The sequence below is a fragment of the Amycolatopsis bullii genome, assembly GCF_014654205.1.
Taxonomy (GTDB): domain Bacteria; phylum Actinomycetota; class Actinomycetes; order Mycobacteriales; family Pseudonocardiaceae; genus Amycolatopsis; species Amycolatopsis plumensis.
This window is the reverse complement of record NZ_BNAW01000022.1, coordinates 87,597-103,588: the sequence shown is the minus strand read 5'-3', so window position 1 is coordinate 103,588 and position 15,992 is coordinate 87,597. Positions and strand designations below refer to the sequence as shown.

Below are 15,992 nucleotides of genomic sequence, written 5' to 3'. Positions count from 1 at the left end.
GGCTACCGCCGGGCCGACGCGCGGGCGAGCGCGACGCCGAACCCGGCACCCACCAGCAGCAGCGCCGCGGCCCAGGTCATCGTCGTCGTCACGGCGTGGGCCGAGGAACCGCCGGCGAGCGTCAGGAAGAGGCTGCCGAACGTCGCCACCCCCACGACCTGGCTCAGCTGCAACGTCGTCGTGAGCAGCCCGCTGGCGTCCGCCGCGCTGGCGAGCGGGACGTGGGTGAGGGCGTGCGCCATCAGGGACCCGAACGCCAGGCCCATGGAGAGGCCGAACAGGATGAGCGCGGCGAAGAACAGCGCGCCGCCCCTTCCGCCGTCCTTCAAGCTCAACGCCAGCAAGGCGTACGCGATCGCCGACCCGGCGTAGCCGCACGGCGTCAGTGCCGTGTGGACGCGTGCGGGCAGTTTGTGCCAGAAGAACCCGCACACGCCGAAAACCACGCCTCCGGGCACCATGGTGAGCCCCGCGGACAGCGCCGTCTCCCCGAGGCCCGTCTGCAGGTGCAACGCCACGCAGAACAGGAAACCGCCGTAGGACGCCATGCCGGTGGCGAGCGCGGCCAGTCCGGGTGCGACCCCGCGGACCTTCAGGACGCCGAGGTCGACCAGCGGGTCGCGCACCCGGCGTTCCAGGACCACGAACAGCACGGCCAGCAGTACGCCCGCCGCGAGCGAGCCGAACGTCCACATCGGCCAGCCGGTTTCGTGCCCGAGGACGAGCGGCAGCACGACGAGCACGACCGCGGGCACGGCGAGTGCGAGGCCGGCGAGGTCGAGCCGGCGGCCCGCTCCCGCCGCGCCGCCAGGTACCAGCCGCAGGGCCAACGCGGCCACGAGCACGCCGATCGGCACGTTCACCAGGAAGATCGGCCGCCAGCCTGCCCCGAAGAGGTCCGCGCCGACGAGGACCCCGCCGAGCACCTGGCCTGCCACGAACGCGACCGAGATGACCGCGGTGTACGCGCTGAGCGCCTTGGCCCGCGCGGGGCCGCTGAACTGCGCCTGGATGACGCTGATGACCTGCGGCATCATCAACGCCGCGCCGGCGCCCTGGGCGATCCGCGCGACGATCAGCGTGGTGGGGTCCGGCGCGAACCCGCACAGCAGCGAGCAGACGGTGAAGGCGGCGACACCGGTGACGAACAGCCGCCGCCGCCCGAACAGCTCGCCGAGACGGGCGCCGGTGATCAGCAGCATCGCGTAGCCCACGGTGTAGCCGGAGACGATGAGCTGCAGCGCGGCGCCGGAGGCGTGCAGGTCGGTGCGGATGTCGGTCATGGCGACGTTCACGACGGTGACGTCGAGCAGCGCCATGAACTGGCCGAGCAGCAGGACGGCCAGCATGAACCACGGCCGCCGGGTGGCCCGGTCCGGGACGGCCGGGGCTGAGGTGGTCAGAGTCATGCCTCTGACCATGGGATTTTCTGGCTTGGTGCGGAGAGAGCCTGTCGATGCTGGTACTGGCAGCACCTGTTTCGCCGAAAATTGTCGTACCCGTCGGGCACCATGGTCCGCATGACGTCGACGCAGGTTCACACCAGCCACCGGGAGGAACTCGGCCAGTTCCTCAAGGCGTGCCGGGCGCGGATCGGCCCGGAGGAGGTCGGGCTGCCGCCCGGCGTGCGCCGTCGCACGAGCGGGTTGCGGCGGGAGGAGGTCGCGCTGCTCGCGGGCGTCGGCGTCACCTGGTACACGTGGCTGGAGCAGGGGCGGCCGATCAACGCGAGCGCGCAGGTGCTCGACGCCGTGGCGCGCACGCTGCGGATGGACCACCCCGAGCGGGAGCACCTGTACCGGCTGGCGGAGCTGACGCCGTCGCGGCTGCCGTCGTCGGTCGAGGTGGTGCCGGACGCCGTGCGCGAGGTGCTGCGCGCGCTGGATCCGCTGCCCGCCACGGTGATCAACGGCCGGTTCGACGTCCTCGAGTCGAACGCGGCGCAGACGGAGCTGTTCTGGGAGTGGCACAGCCTGCCGTGCCTGCACAAGAACCTGCTGTGGTGCTGCGTGACCGAGCCGAACGCGCGGCGGATGCTGCTGAACTACGACGAGGAGGTCCCGCACATGGTGGCGCGGATGCGCGCCGAGTACGGCAGGCACGTCGGTGATCCGTCCTGGGAGGAGGACATCCGGCGGCTGGCCGCGCTGAGCCCCGAGTTCGCCGCGTTGTGGGCGCGGCACGAGGTGGCCGAGCCGCGGCCGCGGTTGCGGGAGTTCCAGCACCCGCGGGCCGGCCGGATGCGCCTCCGGCTGACCGAGCTGGCCGTCTCGGAGGCGCCGGGGCTGCGGATCCAGGTGTCCACTCCGGACGACGCATCGACGTGGGCGCTGCTGCCCTTGACTCGCCGGGAGGGGTCATGACGGAACTGGACCTGAGCGATCGGGGGCTGACGTCGGTGCCTTCGATCCCCTCCGACGTCACCCGGCTCGATCTGTACAAGAACGCGATCGCCGAGGTGCCCGGGTCGCTGTGGTCGCTGACCGGGCTACGCGTGCTGAACCTCGCGGCGAACCGGATTTCCGTGCTGCCGCCGGGGATCTCGGCGCTGACGTCGCTGCACACGCTCGACCTGGCGCACAACCGGTTCGACGTGTTGCCGGACGAGCTGGGCGAGCTGGCCGGGCTCACCGAGTACCTGTACGTCAGCGACAACCGGCTGACGAAGTTCCCGGCGGCCTGGTGCCGGCTGGGCAAGCTGCGGTACCTGGGGTGCACGGACAACCGGCTCACGTCGCTGCCGTCGGACCTCTCGGGGTTCGCGTCGCTGCGCGAACTGCGGTTGTACCGCAACGAGCTGACCACGCTGCCCGAGTCGATCGGCGCGCTGAGTTCGTTGCGGGAGTTGCACCTGCGGGGCAACCGGCTCACTTCGCTGCCGTCGTCGATCGGCTTGCTGGGTGAGCTGCGTCAGCTGGACCTGCGGGAGAACTCCTTGACCGAGCTGCCCGCGTCGTTGGCTCAGCTGTCCAAACTGGACAAGCTGGATCTGCGGTGGAACAAACAGCTGCGGGAGCCGGCGTGGCTGCGCGACTTCGAGGAGGCGGGGTGCATGGTCCTTCGCTGACAACTCAACAGAGAACGGTCGGGCGCGGACCGTAGGTCGCCGTGTGCGACGTCCGCCGGAGCTCGGTGCCGCTCGCGAGGTCGTAGAGCACACGCGTGTCGGTGACGCTGAACCCGGACGAACCGATCGAAGGCTGGCAGGCGGCCGCCCCACCGGAGCCGAACTGGATCGTGGGCGGGTCGCCGGGGGTCTGGGCGCCGGTCTGGCTCTCGACGCGGAAGTGCCGGGTGCCCCAGATCCGGACGGTCACCGAGCCGCCGGAGACGGTGGCCTGGATGGCGATGCCGGTCGCGGCGTCGTTGGTCACCTTGAGCTCGACGGGGCTGCCGTCGGCGTTGACGGCCTTGGCGTCGCGGCCCACGGGGTAGCGGTCGAGGTAGTGGTCGTGCTCCAGGTGGCCGGCGTCGGCCAGGCCGGCCAGGTAGGCGGCGTTGTACAAAGTGGACGCCAGCTGGGAGACGCCGCCGCCGACCACGGCCGAGCCGGTGCCGTCCTCGTCGACCGGGGCGGGCAGGTACCCGGCGTCCGCGGTGCGCGGGCCGGAGCGGGCGCCGAGGCTGAACGTCTCGCCGGGCTTGACGATCGCGCCGGACACGCGGGCGGCGAGCGTCCGGTTGTTCGTCTCGGCCGGGCCGGTCAGGCCGGCGGTGGTGAACTCGCCGATGACCTCCTTGATGCCGAGCGCGCTGGCGGCGTCGGTGGTCACGCTGGGTGCCGACGAGCTGTAGACGACGGGGAGATCCCGCCCGTCGGTCTTCTTCAGCACGTCGATCAGGGGGAGGAAGGTCTTCTCCCAGTCCACCTTGCGGGCCTCTTCGGAGGGCTCGACCGTCGGCTGGTCACCGGTGAAGACGATCTGCGCGTCCTTGCCGTCGGTCTCGGTGCTCGCGAGCCCGTCCTTGAGGGCCGCCTGCAGCTTGCCCTGGTCGATGCGGACCTCGAGGGCCCCGCCTTCGACCGCGGCGAACTGGAAGGAAGCCGCGATCGTGGCGGGCTTCAGCGGAACGTCCTTGCCTTCGCCGTGCACGACGACCGGCTTCGCGACAGCGGGCACGACGATCTGCCGGCAGGCGGCCTGCACTCCGGCGGCGGTCGCGCGCACGGGCGTGATGGCCATGGCCAGCTTGACCCCGCCGGGGTCGAGCCAGTGGTCGGTGACGGTGTGCACGGCGCCGGCGAGGTCGGTCAGCTGCTGGCCCTGCCGCGGCAGGATCGGGAAGGCGGTGACACCGCCGTCGCTGCCGTCGATGGGCGTGAACCCGACCGAGCCTTCGGTGGCGGGGTGGTTCAGCTTGCCCTCGGCGAGCTCCCGCACGGCGTCGGCGATGCGGTTCTGGTCGGTGCGCGTGGCCACCCCGACCTCGCGGCTGGAGAAGAAGGACATGATCCGCGTGATCGGACTCAGCGGCTGGTGCCCGGCGAGCCCGAGGGTGTTCGGCCAGTCGAGCCCGAGCCCGGACTGCGCGGGCAGGAGTTCGGCCTGCACGTCCCCACCGTGGACGGCCACGGGCCGGACCAGCCGCGGCTCGAGCTCCTTCCGCAGCTTGGCCTCGGCCTCGGCATGGCTGAGCCCCCCGACCTCGACACCGGCAACGGTCACCCCGCGCGGCACGTCCCCGAGGCTGACGACGAGATCGACGGCGTAGAGGATGACGAAGAGGCCAAGAGCGAGCCCGACGGCCATCATGGCGCGGGCAACGCCCTTGCGCAGCTTTCGCGCGGGCGTCTCCGGAGCAGGCGGCGGCGCGGGGTTTTCGAGGAGCTCGCCGAGCAGGTCTTCGGAGAAGAGATCGGTGGTGGCAGCCGGGGGCGGGACCACCGGGGGCCACTCCGCGACCGCGACGGTCGGCGCCTCCGAGGCCAGCGGCGACTCGGCAGCAGCGGCCGGTGAATCGGCCGCCGTGGGCCACTCGGGCACCACAGCCCCGACCGGCTCGGCAGCTGGTGGCGCCACACCGCCATCAGCCGCCGCGGGTGGCCCGGCTGCGGCGCCATCGGCAAATGCAAGCGACCCGGTGACCGTGCCGCCAGCCGCCGCGGGTGGCTGGGCGGGTTCGGGCCGCTCGAGTTCGGCAGGCGGCGCGGCCTCTCCCGTCGCGGGCCGCCCGGGAGCTTTTTCCGGGTCGGCAGCCGCCACGAGCGCCCCCTCGGTGGCGAGCTCGCTCGACTTGGCGCCCTCGCGTCCCTCTTCGTCTGCCACGCGCCTGCCTTTCGCGGGACCCGACCTACAGGTAGAGCCCCGTCCCGTGCTCGGTGCGCTCGGTCGCCACCGCGTGGATGTCGCGTTCGCGCATCACCAGGTGCCCCTCGCCCTGGATCTCGACCTCGAGCTGGTCCTCCGGGTTGAAGAGCACGCGGTCGCCGGTCTTGACGTTCCGCACGCTGTTGCCTACGCCCAGTACATCACCCCAGGCCAGCCGGCGCGCGACCTGGGCCGTTGCGGGGATCACGATACCGCCGCTGCTGCGGCGTTCCCCTTCTTCCGGCGACAGCCGCACGAGTACCCGGTCGTGCAGCATCTGGATTTCGAGTTTTGGCCCGTCAGACACGGCCTGCATGTTACCCGCCGGTCCGCGGCTCCCCGGCCATGACCAGGCTCAACTCGCTCACGCCGCCGTCTTCAATCCGCACCGGGACGCCCCAGTCCTGCCGGGTGATCCGGCACGCCGGGTGCTCGCCACCGTCGTCGCAGCTCGCGGCCTGCGCGACGACCTGCAGCACGCCCTCGGTGACGCCCGGGGCCAGCCGGATCTTGCGGTTCAGGTCCGTGCCCGTCCCGCCGCCGTCGGCCAGCAGCGACGGCGGCGACGCGCTGATCTCGAGCCGCGTCGACGGGCCGAAGCGGTCGTCCAGCTTCTCGCCCGGCGGTGCCGTGAACACCACCGAAAAGTCGATCTCGCCCGGGGCGAGCACCGTCGGCGGGCGGCGCACCGCGTGCGCGTCGCCGGTCACCACCGTCGGCTCGGCCGCCGCGACCGGGGCGATCCGGTGGCCCGCGGACTCGACGGCCAGCAGCTCGCCGTCGTGCAGCAGCAGGCCCTGCGGCTCGGCGAGCCCGGTGGCGATCGTGGTCACCTGGCGGGTGAAGACGTCGAAGCGGCGGACCGCGCCGTTGTAGGTGTCGGCGATCGCGATCTTGTCGCCGGGCAGCACGGCGAGGCCGAGCGGGTGCTGGAGCAGCGCCTGGTCGGCCGGGCCGTCGGTGTGGCCGAAGGAGAACAGGTCGACGCCGATCGCGGTCTGGACGGTGAACGACTCGCCGTCGGGCTCGATCCAGCGCAGCGCCGACGTCTCGGCGTCGACGAGCCACAGCTTGTCGCCGTCCACGGCCAGGCCGGACGTTTGCGCGAAGAACGCTTCGCCGACGTCGCCGTCGCGCAGTCCTTCGACGGTCGTCCCGGCGAAGCGGCGGATCGTGCCGCCGACCGGGTCGAACACGCCCAGCGTGTGGTTGCCCGCCATGGCGACGACGACCCCGCCGGCCGGGCCCCACCAGGCGACGTCCCACGGGCTGGTGAGGTCGACCTCGGCGGCCTTGCCCGAGTCCGGCCCGCTGCGCCACTGCGCACCGGTGCCGGCGACCGTCGTCACCTCGCCGGTGATCAAGTCGAGGCCGCGCAGCCGGTGCCCGGCCGTGTCGGCGACGACGGCGTGGTAACCGACGCGCTCGGCGATGTCGTACGGCAGGAGCGCGATGCCCGACGGTTCGGTGAAGGTCGCGATGTCGAACGGGCCGTCCTGGCTCCCGCGCTCCCCGCTGCCGAAGCGGCGGATGACGGTCTCGCCGTCCGAAGCGAACTCGACGATGGCGTGGTGCCCGGTGTCGGCGACCAGCACGCGCCCCTCGGCGGTGGCGACGGCCTTGCTCGGGAACCGCAGCTCGGCGGGCTGCTCCTCGACCGGCACGTACGGGCTGCCGCCGCGACGCAGGGTTCCCTTCGCTTCGTGCTTGGTCACGAGCTCGGCGATGACGCGGCGAAGCGCTTCTTCGTGCCCTTCGCCCGCGGCGACGTGCACGACGTACCCCTCGGGGTCGACGACGACCAGCGTCGGCCAGGCGCGCACCGCGTACTGCGACCACAGCTCCATCTCGGGGTCGTTGACCACCGGGTGGGGCACGTCGTAGCGGCGGACCGCGGCCTCGATCGAGGCGCGCTCGCCCTCGTGCAGGAACTTCGGCGAGTGGACACCGACGGTGACCAGCACGTCCGCGAACTCGGCTTCCAGCGGCCGCAGCTCGTCGAGCACGTGGAGGCAGTTGATGCAGCCGCTGGTCCAGAAGTCCAGCAGCACGACGCGGCCGCGCAGCTCGGCGAGGGTGAGCGGGCGGCCGCCGGTGTTCAGCCAGACGTCGCCGCGCAGCTCGGGGGCGCGCACGCGGCTCTGCGGTCGTGGAGAAGTCACGGCATGAGTGAACTACACGCGCTCACGCTCTGTTCCGCGGTCCGCCCGATGAGAGAACAAACTCACCCCGTGTGGGTGGTCGAAAAAGGACGGGCGCGCGGTTGAGCCGCCGCTTAGGCTCGGGTCATGACCCCAGTCCAGCCGGCCGGCGCCCTCACTCCGGAGGAGGCGCGGCACCTGCAGGAGAACCTCCGGGAACCCGTGCGTCCGGGGCTGAGCGAAGCCGAGCTCGACGACGTCGAGCACCGGTTCGGCTTCCGCTTCGCCGCGGACCACCGCACGTTCCTGTCCGCCGGCGTCCCGATCGGCGACCGCTGGCCCGACTGGCGCTGCGGCAACCCCGAGCAGCTGCGCAAACGATTGGCATGGCCGGTCGACGGCGTGCTGTACGACGTCGAGCACAACGGTTTCTGGCTGGCGGACTGGGGCACCCGCCCGGTCGGCCCGGAGGACGCGGTCCGCGAGGCCCGCCGCCGGCTGGCCGACGTGCCGCAGCTGGTGCCCGTGTGCGGGCATCGGTACCTGCCCGGCCTCCCGGGAACGGTGGGCTATCCGGTGCTGTCGGTGTACCAGACGGACATCATCGTCTACGGCAGTGACCTGCGGGATTACCTGCACCGCGAGTTCGCGACGGGCGGCATCAGCACGGCCCCACCGGACGGCCCCAGGTACATACCGTTCTGGTCCCGCTTCATCGACTAGCTTCGGCGGCCCGCTTCAGCCGGGCGAGGGTGGCGGCGATGTTGGCGATGTTGGCGACTTCCCGATCCCAGACGCCGGTGACGGTCGACGTCGCCACCTTGAACCACCCCGGCCGCCGTTCCCACATGCTTTCGACGACGACGCACCCGTCAGGGGCGGGCTCGAAGTCGTACTGCCACCGCGCGACGGGCAACCCGGCGAACGAGGTGACCTCGAAGCCGAACCGCCGCCCGGGGTCGGCATCGGTGATGGTGGAGAGGGTGCTCCACCGCCGGAAGCCGCGCTGGTTGCGCCCGCGGAACTTCGCCCCGACGACGGGCCCATCGGTGCCCCCGACCCACCGGTGCCCGGCGTACTCCTCGGCGAGGTCGGCCAGTTTGCCGGGGTCGCTGACCAGCGCATACACGGTCTCGGGAGCAGCGTCGATTTCGATCCGACCGGTAGCGTTCGGTGCGTTCAAGGAGGCCTCCGCGTTGAGGGACATACCGAGGGTATGCCAGCGACCGGCGGTTGGGAACGACCCTGTGGATGCCGGACGGGTGATGTGGACAGCTCCGGCTCGGAACGCTGTTACGGCCGGGTCTGTCGGACCCCGCCGATAGACTGGACCTGGGGACGCCCCCCGGAGAGGGTGGGGGCTGTCTGGTTACGGACGGGGCCCGGCGAAGTCGGCCGCTGTTGCGTGGTGGAAGCCGGGGTCTGCTGGCCGGGCTCGGTGCGAAGGTGCGGCTGACCTGGGCGGTGTCGGGTCGCCTTGGCCGACAGACCGGGGCGCCCGGCTCGGCTGGCAGTTCGGTGCCCACCACCCCGAAGCCGGAATTGTGACTACGTCCGACAGCACCGCGTCAAGGCGGGAAAGCGTGCCTTGACCCGGCACTGCCGGCGTGTTCTGGCTTCGGATCGGGGCGGTGGGGAGGTCTGGGTGGGGTGTTAGCGTCCCGTTCACGCCGGTGAGGCTGCCGAAAGAGGCGGGTGTCTGGCTCAATTCTCCCGGCGCAACATGCGGCTCACGCCCGCCGCCACCGTGGTGGCCAGGATCCAGCCCGACGCCGTGAAGCCGGCCGCGACCCAGTTGTCCGGGCCGTGCATGTACCACCTCGACTTGTTGCCGAAGTCGACGATCGGGACCAGCAGGTCCGCCGTGTAGATCACCGGGTTCCACTGCAGCCCCGTGTCCTGCTGGTTCACCACGCAGCGGTCGCCGCTGCGCATGTAGCGACCGGACGTGTCGTGGATGCAGTCGTCGGTGCCCAGGCCGAACCAGAGGCTGCCCAGCACCAGCAGCGTGAGCAGCCAGCCCAGCGCGCGGACCGGGCGGTAGCCGTAGCCCACCATCGATCTCTGCAGCCAGCTCCACAGCCTCACCCCCGGGCCGAAGAACTTGAAGCCGCGGGCCAGTGCCTCGTACCGGAACTGCTGCTTGCGCAGCGCCACCGTCGAGGCGTGCTCTTCGTTGCCCGCCGCGCGGAGCATGTGGGCGAGCTGGTCGTACGGGCCCGGGCGGTAGCCGCGCATGGCCTTGCGCAGCAGCTCGATGCGGTGGTCGAGGGCCTTGTCGTCGTCGAGGGGGATGCCCTTCTTCAACGCGTCGTAGCGGAAGTCCTCCAGCTCGATGCCCTCGGACGCGGCCCAGAACTGCTCGTTGTCGCTCAGCGTCCCGCAGTGCGCCCGCCGCAGCACCACCCGGCCGACCGGGGCAGTGCTGGGCGTGAGGATGAACTCGTCCGAGGCGACGTCGCCCGCGTCGAGGGCCACGCCGAACGGGGGCAGCGACCCGAGCTGGGAACCGCGCAGGTCCACGCGCCGGGCCACCTGGGCGCCGTCGAGGTTGACGCCGCCTTCGGCCACGAAGGGGCGGCCGTTGTTGTCGCGGAGGGTCAGGTCGCGGCCGACCCGGCCGGTGCGGACGTCGAGGGAATAACTGCTGGTCGCGCGGCGGCCCGGGTCGGTCAGCCTGGTGCCCGCCAGGTTGATGCTGCCGCCGACGTCCACGCCCTGCAGGCGCAGCGTGCCGTGGATCGTGGCGTCGGTGAGCTGGAAGTTGCCCGCGATCTTCGAGCGGCGGGCGGAGAACACGTCCCGGCCGGGGTGGCGGAACATCGAGTTCCAGGCCAGGAAGTTGCCGCCCACCGTCACGTCGGCCAGGCGCAGCTGCCCGGCCGGCACGCGCAGGCTCGTCGCCTCGATGTCGCCGCCGATCTCGGTGCCGTCCAGGTGCAACGCGCGGTCGTAATACGGCACCGTCTTGCCGCGCTCGACCCGGATCTCGGCGCCGGCCAGCCGCAGCGAGCCGCCGATCCGGGCGTTCACCATGCGCAGCGTGCCCAGCGCCTGCAGGCCGTCCGAAAGCTCGATGTTGCCGTCGACGCGCATCCGGTCGGCGACCAGCGCCGGCCGCGGGTCGATGTACGGGTCGTTGGACTTCCAGGCGTCGACCGCGATCGGGCCGTGCTGGGACACCGTCAGCTTGGCCTCGCGCAGGGAGATGTCGCTGTCTACGGTGGCGCTCGGCAGGTACATGATCCCGGTGGCGGAGAACCGCTTGCGCTGGCTGGCCGGCCCGTAGTTGTCGACCTCGCACAGCAGGCTGCCGCCGATGTGCAGGCCGTTGCCGTTGAGCGCGAAGCCGTCCGGGTTGTTCAGCGTGGCGCCCGAAAAGTTGACGTTACCGCCGGTCCGCACGCCGGGGAGCCGGACTTCGCCGTTCGCCACCATCCGGTAGGCCAGCAGGGCGCCGGTCAGCACCAGCCGATCCGCCTGGATCGCTTTGCCGTGCGGGTGCGAGATCACCGTGCGGGTGAGCACCATCGAGCCCTCGATCACCGCGTCGGTCAGGTTGACCGCGGCGTTCGGCATGCCGCGTTCGCGGTCGTCGCCGCGCTGCACGGTCGTCTCTTCGATCTCCCGCCGGTCGCCGTCGACCTGCACGACGCTGCGGATCAGCCGGACGTCGTTGCGGCTGCGCATGTTGCGGGCCTTGAGCCCGGGCAGCCAGCACTTGCGGAACACGAGCCCGAGCAGGTTCGCCTCGCGCACGTCCGGCGGCTGCTCGAACCGGCAGCGCTCGAACCGGAACAGGTACTTCAGGTCCGCGGCCCGCAGGTCCAGCGTCCCGGTGATGTAGGCGTCCTCGACGTAGACGATCGGGGCGTTCGTGGCCTGCCGCCGCCAGCGCATCAAGCCCGCGTTGCCGGGTTTCAGCAGCTCGGAGGCCTTGACCTCGTAACGGCGGTCCGGGATGCCCGCGAAGGGGTCCAGCGGCGGCAACGCGCTTTCCGTCGACATGAGCCCTCCCTCACCCCGACATCAAGGTAGCGAAAAAACGGCGGAAACGGTGCCGGAACACCGTTTCCGCCGTCGAACACCTCAGGCGTTGGGGTTGAGCACGCGGGCCAGGAACTCCTTCGTGCGCTCCTCGCGCGGGTTCCCGATGACCTGCTCGGGCGGCCCCTCTTCGACGACGACCCCGCCGTCCATGAACAGGACTTTGTCCGCCACCTCGCGCGCGAACTGCATCTCGTGCGTGACGACGACCATGGTCATGCCGTCCTTGGCGAGCTGCTTCATCACGCCGAGGACGTCACCGACCAGCTCCGGGTCCAGCGCCGACGTCGGCTCGTCGAACAGCATCAGCTTCGGCTGCATCGCGAGCGCCCGGGCGATCGCGACGCGCTGCTGCTGGCCGCCGGACAGCTGGGCCGGGTAGTTGTTCGCCTTGTCCGCGAGGCCGACGCGCTCCAGCAGCTCGTGCGCCCGCTGCCGGACCTGGGCCTTCGGCTCGCGCCGGACCTGGACCGGCGCCTCCATGACGTTCTCGAGCGCCGTCATGTGCGGGAAGAGGTTGAAGCGCTGGAACACCATGCCGATGTCCTTGCGCTGCAGCGCGACTTCCTTCTCGCGCAGCTCGTGGAGCTTGTCCCCGCGCTGCTGGTACCCGACCAGCACGCCGTCGACGTAGAGCCGGCCGGCGTCGATCTTTTCGAGGTGGTTGATGCAGCGCAGCAGCGTCGACTTGCCCGAGCCGGACGGCCCGATCAGGCAGAGCACCTCCCGCTCGTGCACCTCGAGGTCGATGCCCTTGAGAACGTCGACGCTGCCGAAGCTCTTGAAGATCCGCTGCGCGGACACCACGGGGGTCATGTGACGTTCCCTCCACCCCGGCTGAACATCCGCGACGCCCAGCCCTGCCGCTGGACCACGTCCCGCGAGGTCCCGCGTGCGAAGCGCTTCTCGATCTGGATTTGGACCAGCGTCAGCACCGACGTCATGAACAGGTACCAGGCCGCGGCCGTGATGAGCAGCGGAACCGTCTTGTAGTTCTGCGCGTAGATGGTCTGCACGGCGACCATCAGCTCGTAGTACCCGATGGCCACGACCAGCGACGTCGTCTTCAGCATGGAGATGGTCTCGTTGCCGGTCGGCGGGATGATCACCCGCATCGCCTGCGGCAGGATGATCCGCCGCAGGGTCTTCGTCCGGCTCATGCCGAGCGCGCTCGCCGCCTCCAGCTGGCCGGAGTCGACCGACTGGATGCCGCCACGGACGATCTCCGCCATGTACGCGGCTTCGTTCAGGCCGAGGCCCAGCAGCGACGCGGTGAACTGCGTGATCAGCTGGTTGGTGTCCCAGCTGACGAACTCCGGCCCGAACGGGATGCCCAGGCCGAGGCGCGGGTAGGCCAACGCCAGGAAGTTCCAGATCACCAGCTGCGTGATCAGCGGGGTGCCGCGGAACAGCCAGATGTAGATGGCGGCCGCGCCCGAGGTCAGCGGGTTGGGCGACAGCCGCATCACGGCCAGCAGGATCCCGCCGACGATGCCGATCAGCATCGCGATCACGGTCAGGATCAGGGTGTTCTGCAGGCCCCGCAGCACCCGGGCGTCGAAGAGGTAGTCCCCGACGACCGGCCACTGCAGTGCGTCGTTCGTGATCACGCTGCGGATCACGATGAACGCGAGGAAGAGGATGATCACCCCGGCCACCCAGCGCCCGTAGTGGCGCACCGGGACGGCCTTGATGGGCTCGGCGTCGATCGGCGCCTCGGTGGGAGGCGCTTCGGAGGAACTCACGAACTACGTCCTATCTCAGGAAGCCGGGTTGATCTCCGACTTGGTGACCGCGCCGGCGGCGTTGAGACCCCACTTGTCCAGGATCTTCTTGTACGCGCCGCTGTCGATCAGCTTCTGCACCGCGCCCTGGACGGCCTTGCCGAAGTCACCGCTGTTCTTCGGCAGCACGATGCCGTAGGGGGCGGTGTCGTACGGCGTGCCGACCGACTCGAGCTGGCCGTTGGTCTGCTTGACCGCGTAGTCGATGACCGGGGAGTCGGCCAGTTCACCCTGCACGCGCTTGGCGGTGAGGGCCAGGTTGACGTCGGTCTGGGCCTGCAGCTGCGTGACCTCGATGGCGGGCTTGCCCGCGCCGGTGCAGGCGGCGTTCTTCTTGTCGAGGTCCTCGACCTGGGTGGTGCCCTTCTGGACAGCGACCTTCTTGCCGCACAGGTCGTCGGCCTTCAGGCCGTCGGGGTTGCCCTTCAGCACGGCCAGCGAGGTGCCCGCGCTGTAGTAGGAGATCATGTCGACCGACTGCAGCCGCTCGGCGTTGATGCTGAACGACGACATCGCCAGCTCGTACTTCTTGGCGCCGATGCCGGGGATGATCCCGTCGAACGCGGCGTTCTGGAAGTCCATCTGCACGCCGAGCACCTGGCCGATGGCGGTGCCGAGGTCGACGTCGAAACCGGCCGGCTTGCCGCCGTCGACGAACTCGTTCGGCGGGTAGCTCTGGTCCTGGCCGACCACGATCTTGCCGTCGGCCTTGATGTCGGCGGGGACCATGGCGGCCAGCGCGTCGTCCTTGGCGACCGCGACCGCGTCACCCGATGCGGTGCCCGATGCGGCGGAGCTGCTGGTGTTGACGTTGCCCGCACCGCTCCCTCCCGCGCCGCACGCCACGGTCAAGCCGACCAGGGCGAACGCAGGCAGCAGGGCGATCGCCTTGAGCTGGGTTCCTCGGGCCACGTCGTCACTCCTCGTAGTTCTCAGGTTCTGAGAGCACGCATATTGCCACTCATCCATACCAAAGCACAGCACCGTGAAGTTACAGCGATGTTTAGAGGGGCGCGCGACTGTCGCGTCCGGAGCGCACGGTGAGCGAGGATGTCGACCATGAACGCCACCCCGCCGCGGCTGCCCCCGTCCGGTCGACGCGCGAGGAAGGCGGCGACCAGCCGGATCACCCGTCCGGGCGACCGCTTCGAGGGCTATCTCTCGCCGGAACGGCCGCACGCCGGCGCCTACGACGAGATGTTCGCCGCCGACGGCACGGTCCGCGGCCCGTACCGGGCGCTGTACGAATCCATCGCGGCCCTCGACGCGCACGACCTGCAGTCCCGCTCCCAGGCCCTCGACCGGGCGATGGTCGACCAGGGCATCACCTTCTCGCTGTCCGGGCAGGAGCGGCCGTTCCCGCTGGACCTGGTGCCGCGGGTGATCCAGGCCGCCGAGTGGACGAAGCTCGAGCGCGGCGTCGCCCAGCGCGTCCGCGCGCTCGAGGCGTTCCTCGCCGACGTCTACGGCGACCGGCAGATCCTGCGCGACGGCGTGCTGCCGCGCCGGCTGATCACCTCGTGCGAGCACTTCCACCGGGAGGCCTTCGGCATCACCCCGCCGAACGGCGTGCGCATCCACGTGTCCGGAGTGGACCTGGTCCGCGACGAAGAGGGCACGTTCCGGGTGCTGGAGGACAACCTCCGCAACCCGTCCGGGGTCTCGTACGTGATGGAGAACCGGCGCACGATGGCCCGGGTCTTCCCCGACCTGTTCGCCCAGCACCGCGTGCGACCGGTCGGCGACTACGCGTCGCACCTGCTGCGGGCCCTGCGCGCGGCGGCCGCGGCGAACGTCGCCGACCCGACGGTCGTCGTGCTCACGCCGGGCGTGCACAACTCGGCGTACTTCGAGCACTCGCTGCTGGCCCGGCTGATGGGGGTCGAGCTCGTCGAAGGCCGCGACATGTTCTGCCGCGACAACGTCGTCTACCTGCGGACCACCGAGGGCGAGCGCCAGGTCGACGTCATCTACCGGCGGATCGACGACGAGTTCCTCGATCCGGTGCACTACCGGCCGGACTCCGTGCTCGGCATCGCCGGCGTCCAGAACGCGGCCCGCGCGGGCAACGTCGTGGTGGCGAACGCGATCGGCAACGGCGTCGGCGACGACAAGCTCGTCTACACCTACGTGCCGGAGATGGTGAAGTACTACCTGAACGAGAAGCCGCTGCTGCCCAATGTGGACACCTTCCGCTGCTGGCTGCCGGACGAGTTCGACCACGTCATGGCGCACCTGGACGAGCTGGTCGTGAAGCCGGTCGAGGGCTCGGGCGGGTACGGGATCGTGTTCGGGCCCGAGGCGTCGAAGAAGGACCTGGACACGCTGCGGCGGAAGGTGCGCGCGAACCGGCGCGGCTGGATCGCGCAGCCGGTGGTCCAGCTCTCGACCGTGCCGGCCAAGGTGGACGACCGGCTCGCGCCGCGGCACGTCGACCTGCGGCCGTTCGCCGTCAACGACGGCAAGGAGATCTTCGTGCTCCCCGGCGGCCTGACCCGGGTGGCGCTGCCGGAGGGCAGCCTGGTCGTCAACTCGTCGCAGGGCGGTGGTTCGAAGGACACCTGGGTGCTGACGTCCCGGACGTCGACGGCCGAGCGCGAGCTGGAGCAGCCCGCGCTCGGTGCGATGTCCACTGTGGACGGACTGGTCGCCGAGCAGGGTCCCGAGCTGACGACGTCCCAGCAGCAGCAACAGCAGCAACAGAGCTAGGG

13 protein-coding genes are annotated in these 15,992 nt (G+C 70.8%); 4 read left to right on the top strand and 9 right to left on the bottom strand.

What is annotated here, in order from left to right:
• Positions 1 to 2: 2 nt before the first annotated feature.
• A complete protein-coding gene (locus IE317_RS23955; protein WP_191313573.1) occupies positions 3 to 1,409 on the bottom strand; it encodes an MFS transporter in 1,407 nt (468 codons plus the stop codon).
• Positions 1,410 to 1,520: 111 nt separating this feature from the next.
• On the opposite strand from IE317_RS23955, the gene IE317_RS23950 reads away from it, so the two are divergent.
• Both IE317_RS23950 and IE317_RS23945 read left to right on the top strand, forming a co-directional pair.
• Positions 1,521 to 2,363, top strand: coding sequence for a helix-turn-helix transcriptional regulator (locus tag IE317_RS23950; protein WP_191313572.1), 843 nt, complete (start codon positions 1,521 to 1,523; stop codon positions 2,361 to 2,363).
• On the top strand, positions 2,360 to 3,067 hold the full coding sequence (locus tag IE317_RS23945) for a leucine-rich repeat domain-containing protein (protein WP_191313571.1): 708 nt from the start codon (positions 2,360 to 2,362) through the stop codon (positions 3,065 to 3,067). The genes IE317_RS23950 and IE317_RS23945 overlap by 4 nt, the downstream gene beginning before the upstream one ends.
• Before the next feature lie 4 nt (positions 3,068 to 3,071).
• Here IE317_RS23945 and IE317_RS23940 read toward each other — a convergent pair whose 3' ends face one another.
• The 3 genes from IE317_RS23940 to IE317_RS23930 form a co-directional block, all read right to left on the bottom strand.
• Positions 3,072 to 4,985: a VanW family protein gene (locus IE317_RS23940; RefSeq protein ID WP_229902888.1), complete on the bottom strand. Its 1,914-nt coding sequence runs from the start codon at positions 4,983 to 4,985 to the stop codon at positions 3,072 to 3,074.
• Positions 4,986 to 5,292: 307 nt separating this feature from the next.
• Entirely contained in the window at positions 5,293 to 5,625 is a 333-nt protein-coding gene (locus tag IE317_RS23935) for a GroES family chaperonin (RefSeq protein WP_013230909.1), read from the bottom strand.
• A 1-nt stretch (position 5,626) separates the two neighbouring features.
• Positions 5,627 to 7,444, bottom strand: a complete 1,818-nt coding sequence (locus IE317_RS23930; RefSeq protein ID WP_191313609.1) for an NHL domain-containing thioredoxin family protein — start codon at positions 7,442 to 7,444, stop codon at positions 5,627 to 5,629.
• Positions 7,445 to 7,597: 153 nt separating this feature from the next.
• On the opposite strand from IE317_RS23930, the gene IE317_RS23925 reads away from it, so the two are divergent.
• Entirely contained in the window at positions 7,598 to 8,173 is a 576-nt protein-coding gene (locus IE317_RS23925; RefSeq protein WP_191313569.1) for a hypothetical protein, read from the top strand.
• On the opposite strand, the gene IE317_RS23920 is transcribed toward IE317_RS23925, so the two are convergent.
• From IE317_RS23920 to IE317_RS23900, 5 genes are all read right to left on the bottom strand, one after another.
• Positions 8,163 to 8,633, bottom strand: a complete 471-nt coding sequence (locus IE317_RS23920; protein ID WP_229902887.1) for an SRPBCC family protein — start codon at positions 8,631 to 8,633, stop codon at positions 8,163 to 8,165. The two genes, IE317_RS23925 and IE317_RS23920, sit on opposite strands and share 11 nt — an antisense overlap.
• Before the next feature lie 521 nt (positions 8,634 to 9,154).
• Complete coding sequence (locus IE317_RS23915) at positions 9,155 to 11,458, bottom strand: oxidoreductase (RefSeq protein ID WP_191313567.1); 2,304 nt, start codon at positions 11,456 to 11,458, stop codon at positions 9,155 to 9,157.
• Positions 11,459 to 11,539: 81 nt separating this feature from the next.
• Complete coding sequence (locus tag IE317_RS23910; protein ID WP_191313566.1) at positions 11,540 to 12,313, bottom strand: amino acid ABC transporter ATP-binding protein; 774 nt, start codon at positions 12,311 to 12,313, stop codon at positions 11,540 to 11,542.
• The gene (locus IE317_RS23905) at positions 12,310 to 13,242 is read right to left on the bottom strand and encodes an amino acid ABC transporter permease (RefSeq protein ID WP_191313565.1); all 933 of its coding nucleotides are present in this window, start codon (positions 13,240 to 13,242) and stop codon (positions 12,310 to 12,312) included. Before IE317_RS23905 ends, IE317_RS23910 begins: the two co-directional genes overlap by 4 nt.
• A 15-nt stretch (positions 13,243 to 13,257) precedes the next feature.
• A complete protein-coding gene (locus IE317_RS23900) occupies positions 13,258 to 14,193 on the bottom strand; it encodes an ABC transporter substrate-binding protein (protein ID WP_191313564.1) in 936 nt (311 codons plus the stop codon).
• Positions 14,194 to 14,331: 138 nt separating this feature from the next.
• On the opposite strand from IE317_RS23900, the gene IE317_RS23895 reads away from it, so the two are divergent.
• Positions 14,332 to 15,990 carry a circularly permuted type 2 ATP-grasp protein gene (locus IE317_RS23895; protein WP_191313563.1) on the top strand — a complete coding sequence of 553 codons (1,659 nt, stop codon included), beginning with the start codon at positions 14,332 to 14,334 and terminating at the stop codon, positions 15,988 to 15,990.
• Positions 15,991 to 15,992: the final 2 nt, after the last annotated feature.

Excerpts from the sequence above, each read along its gene's own strand:
- IE317_RS23925 (WP_191313569.1), top strand. The coding sequence starts at position 7,598 with ATGACCCCAGTCCAGCCGGCCGGCGCCCTCACTCCGGAGGAGGCGCGG.
- IE317_RS23955 (WP_191313573.1), bottom strand. The coding sequence starts at position 1,409 with ATGACTCTGACCACCTCAGCCCCGGCCGTCCCGGACCGGGCCACCCGG.
- IE317_RS23915 (WP_191313567.1), bottom strand. The coding sequence starts at position 11,458 with ATGTCGACGGAAAGCGCGTTGCCGCCGCTGGACCCCTTCGCGGGCATC.
- IE317_RS23910 (WP_191313566.1), bottom strand. The coding sequence starts at position 12,313 with ATGACCCCCGTGGTGTCCGCGCAGCGGATCTTCAAGAGCTTCGGCAGC.
- IE317_RS23895 (WP_191313563.1), top strand. The coding sequence starts at position 14,332 with ATGTCGACCATGAACGCCACCCCGCCGCGGCTGCCCCCGTCCGGTCGA.
- IE317_RS23945 (WP_191313571.1), top strand. The coding sequence starts at position 2,360 with ATGACGGAACTGGACCTGAGCGATCGGGGGCTGACGTCGGTGCCTTCG.
- IE317_RS23950 (WP_191313572.1), top strand. The coding sequence starts at position 1,521 with ATGACGTCGACGCAGGTTCACACCAGCCACCGGGAGGAACTCGGCCAG.
- IE317_RS23935 (WP_013230909.1), bottom strand. The coding sequence starts at position 5,625 with ATGCAGGCCGTGTCTGACGGGCCAAAACTCGAAATCCAGATGCTGCAC.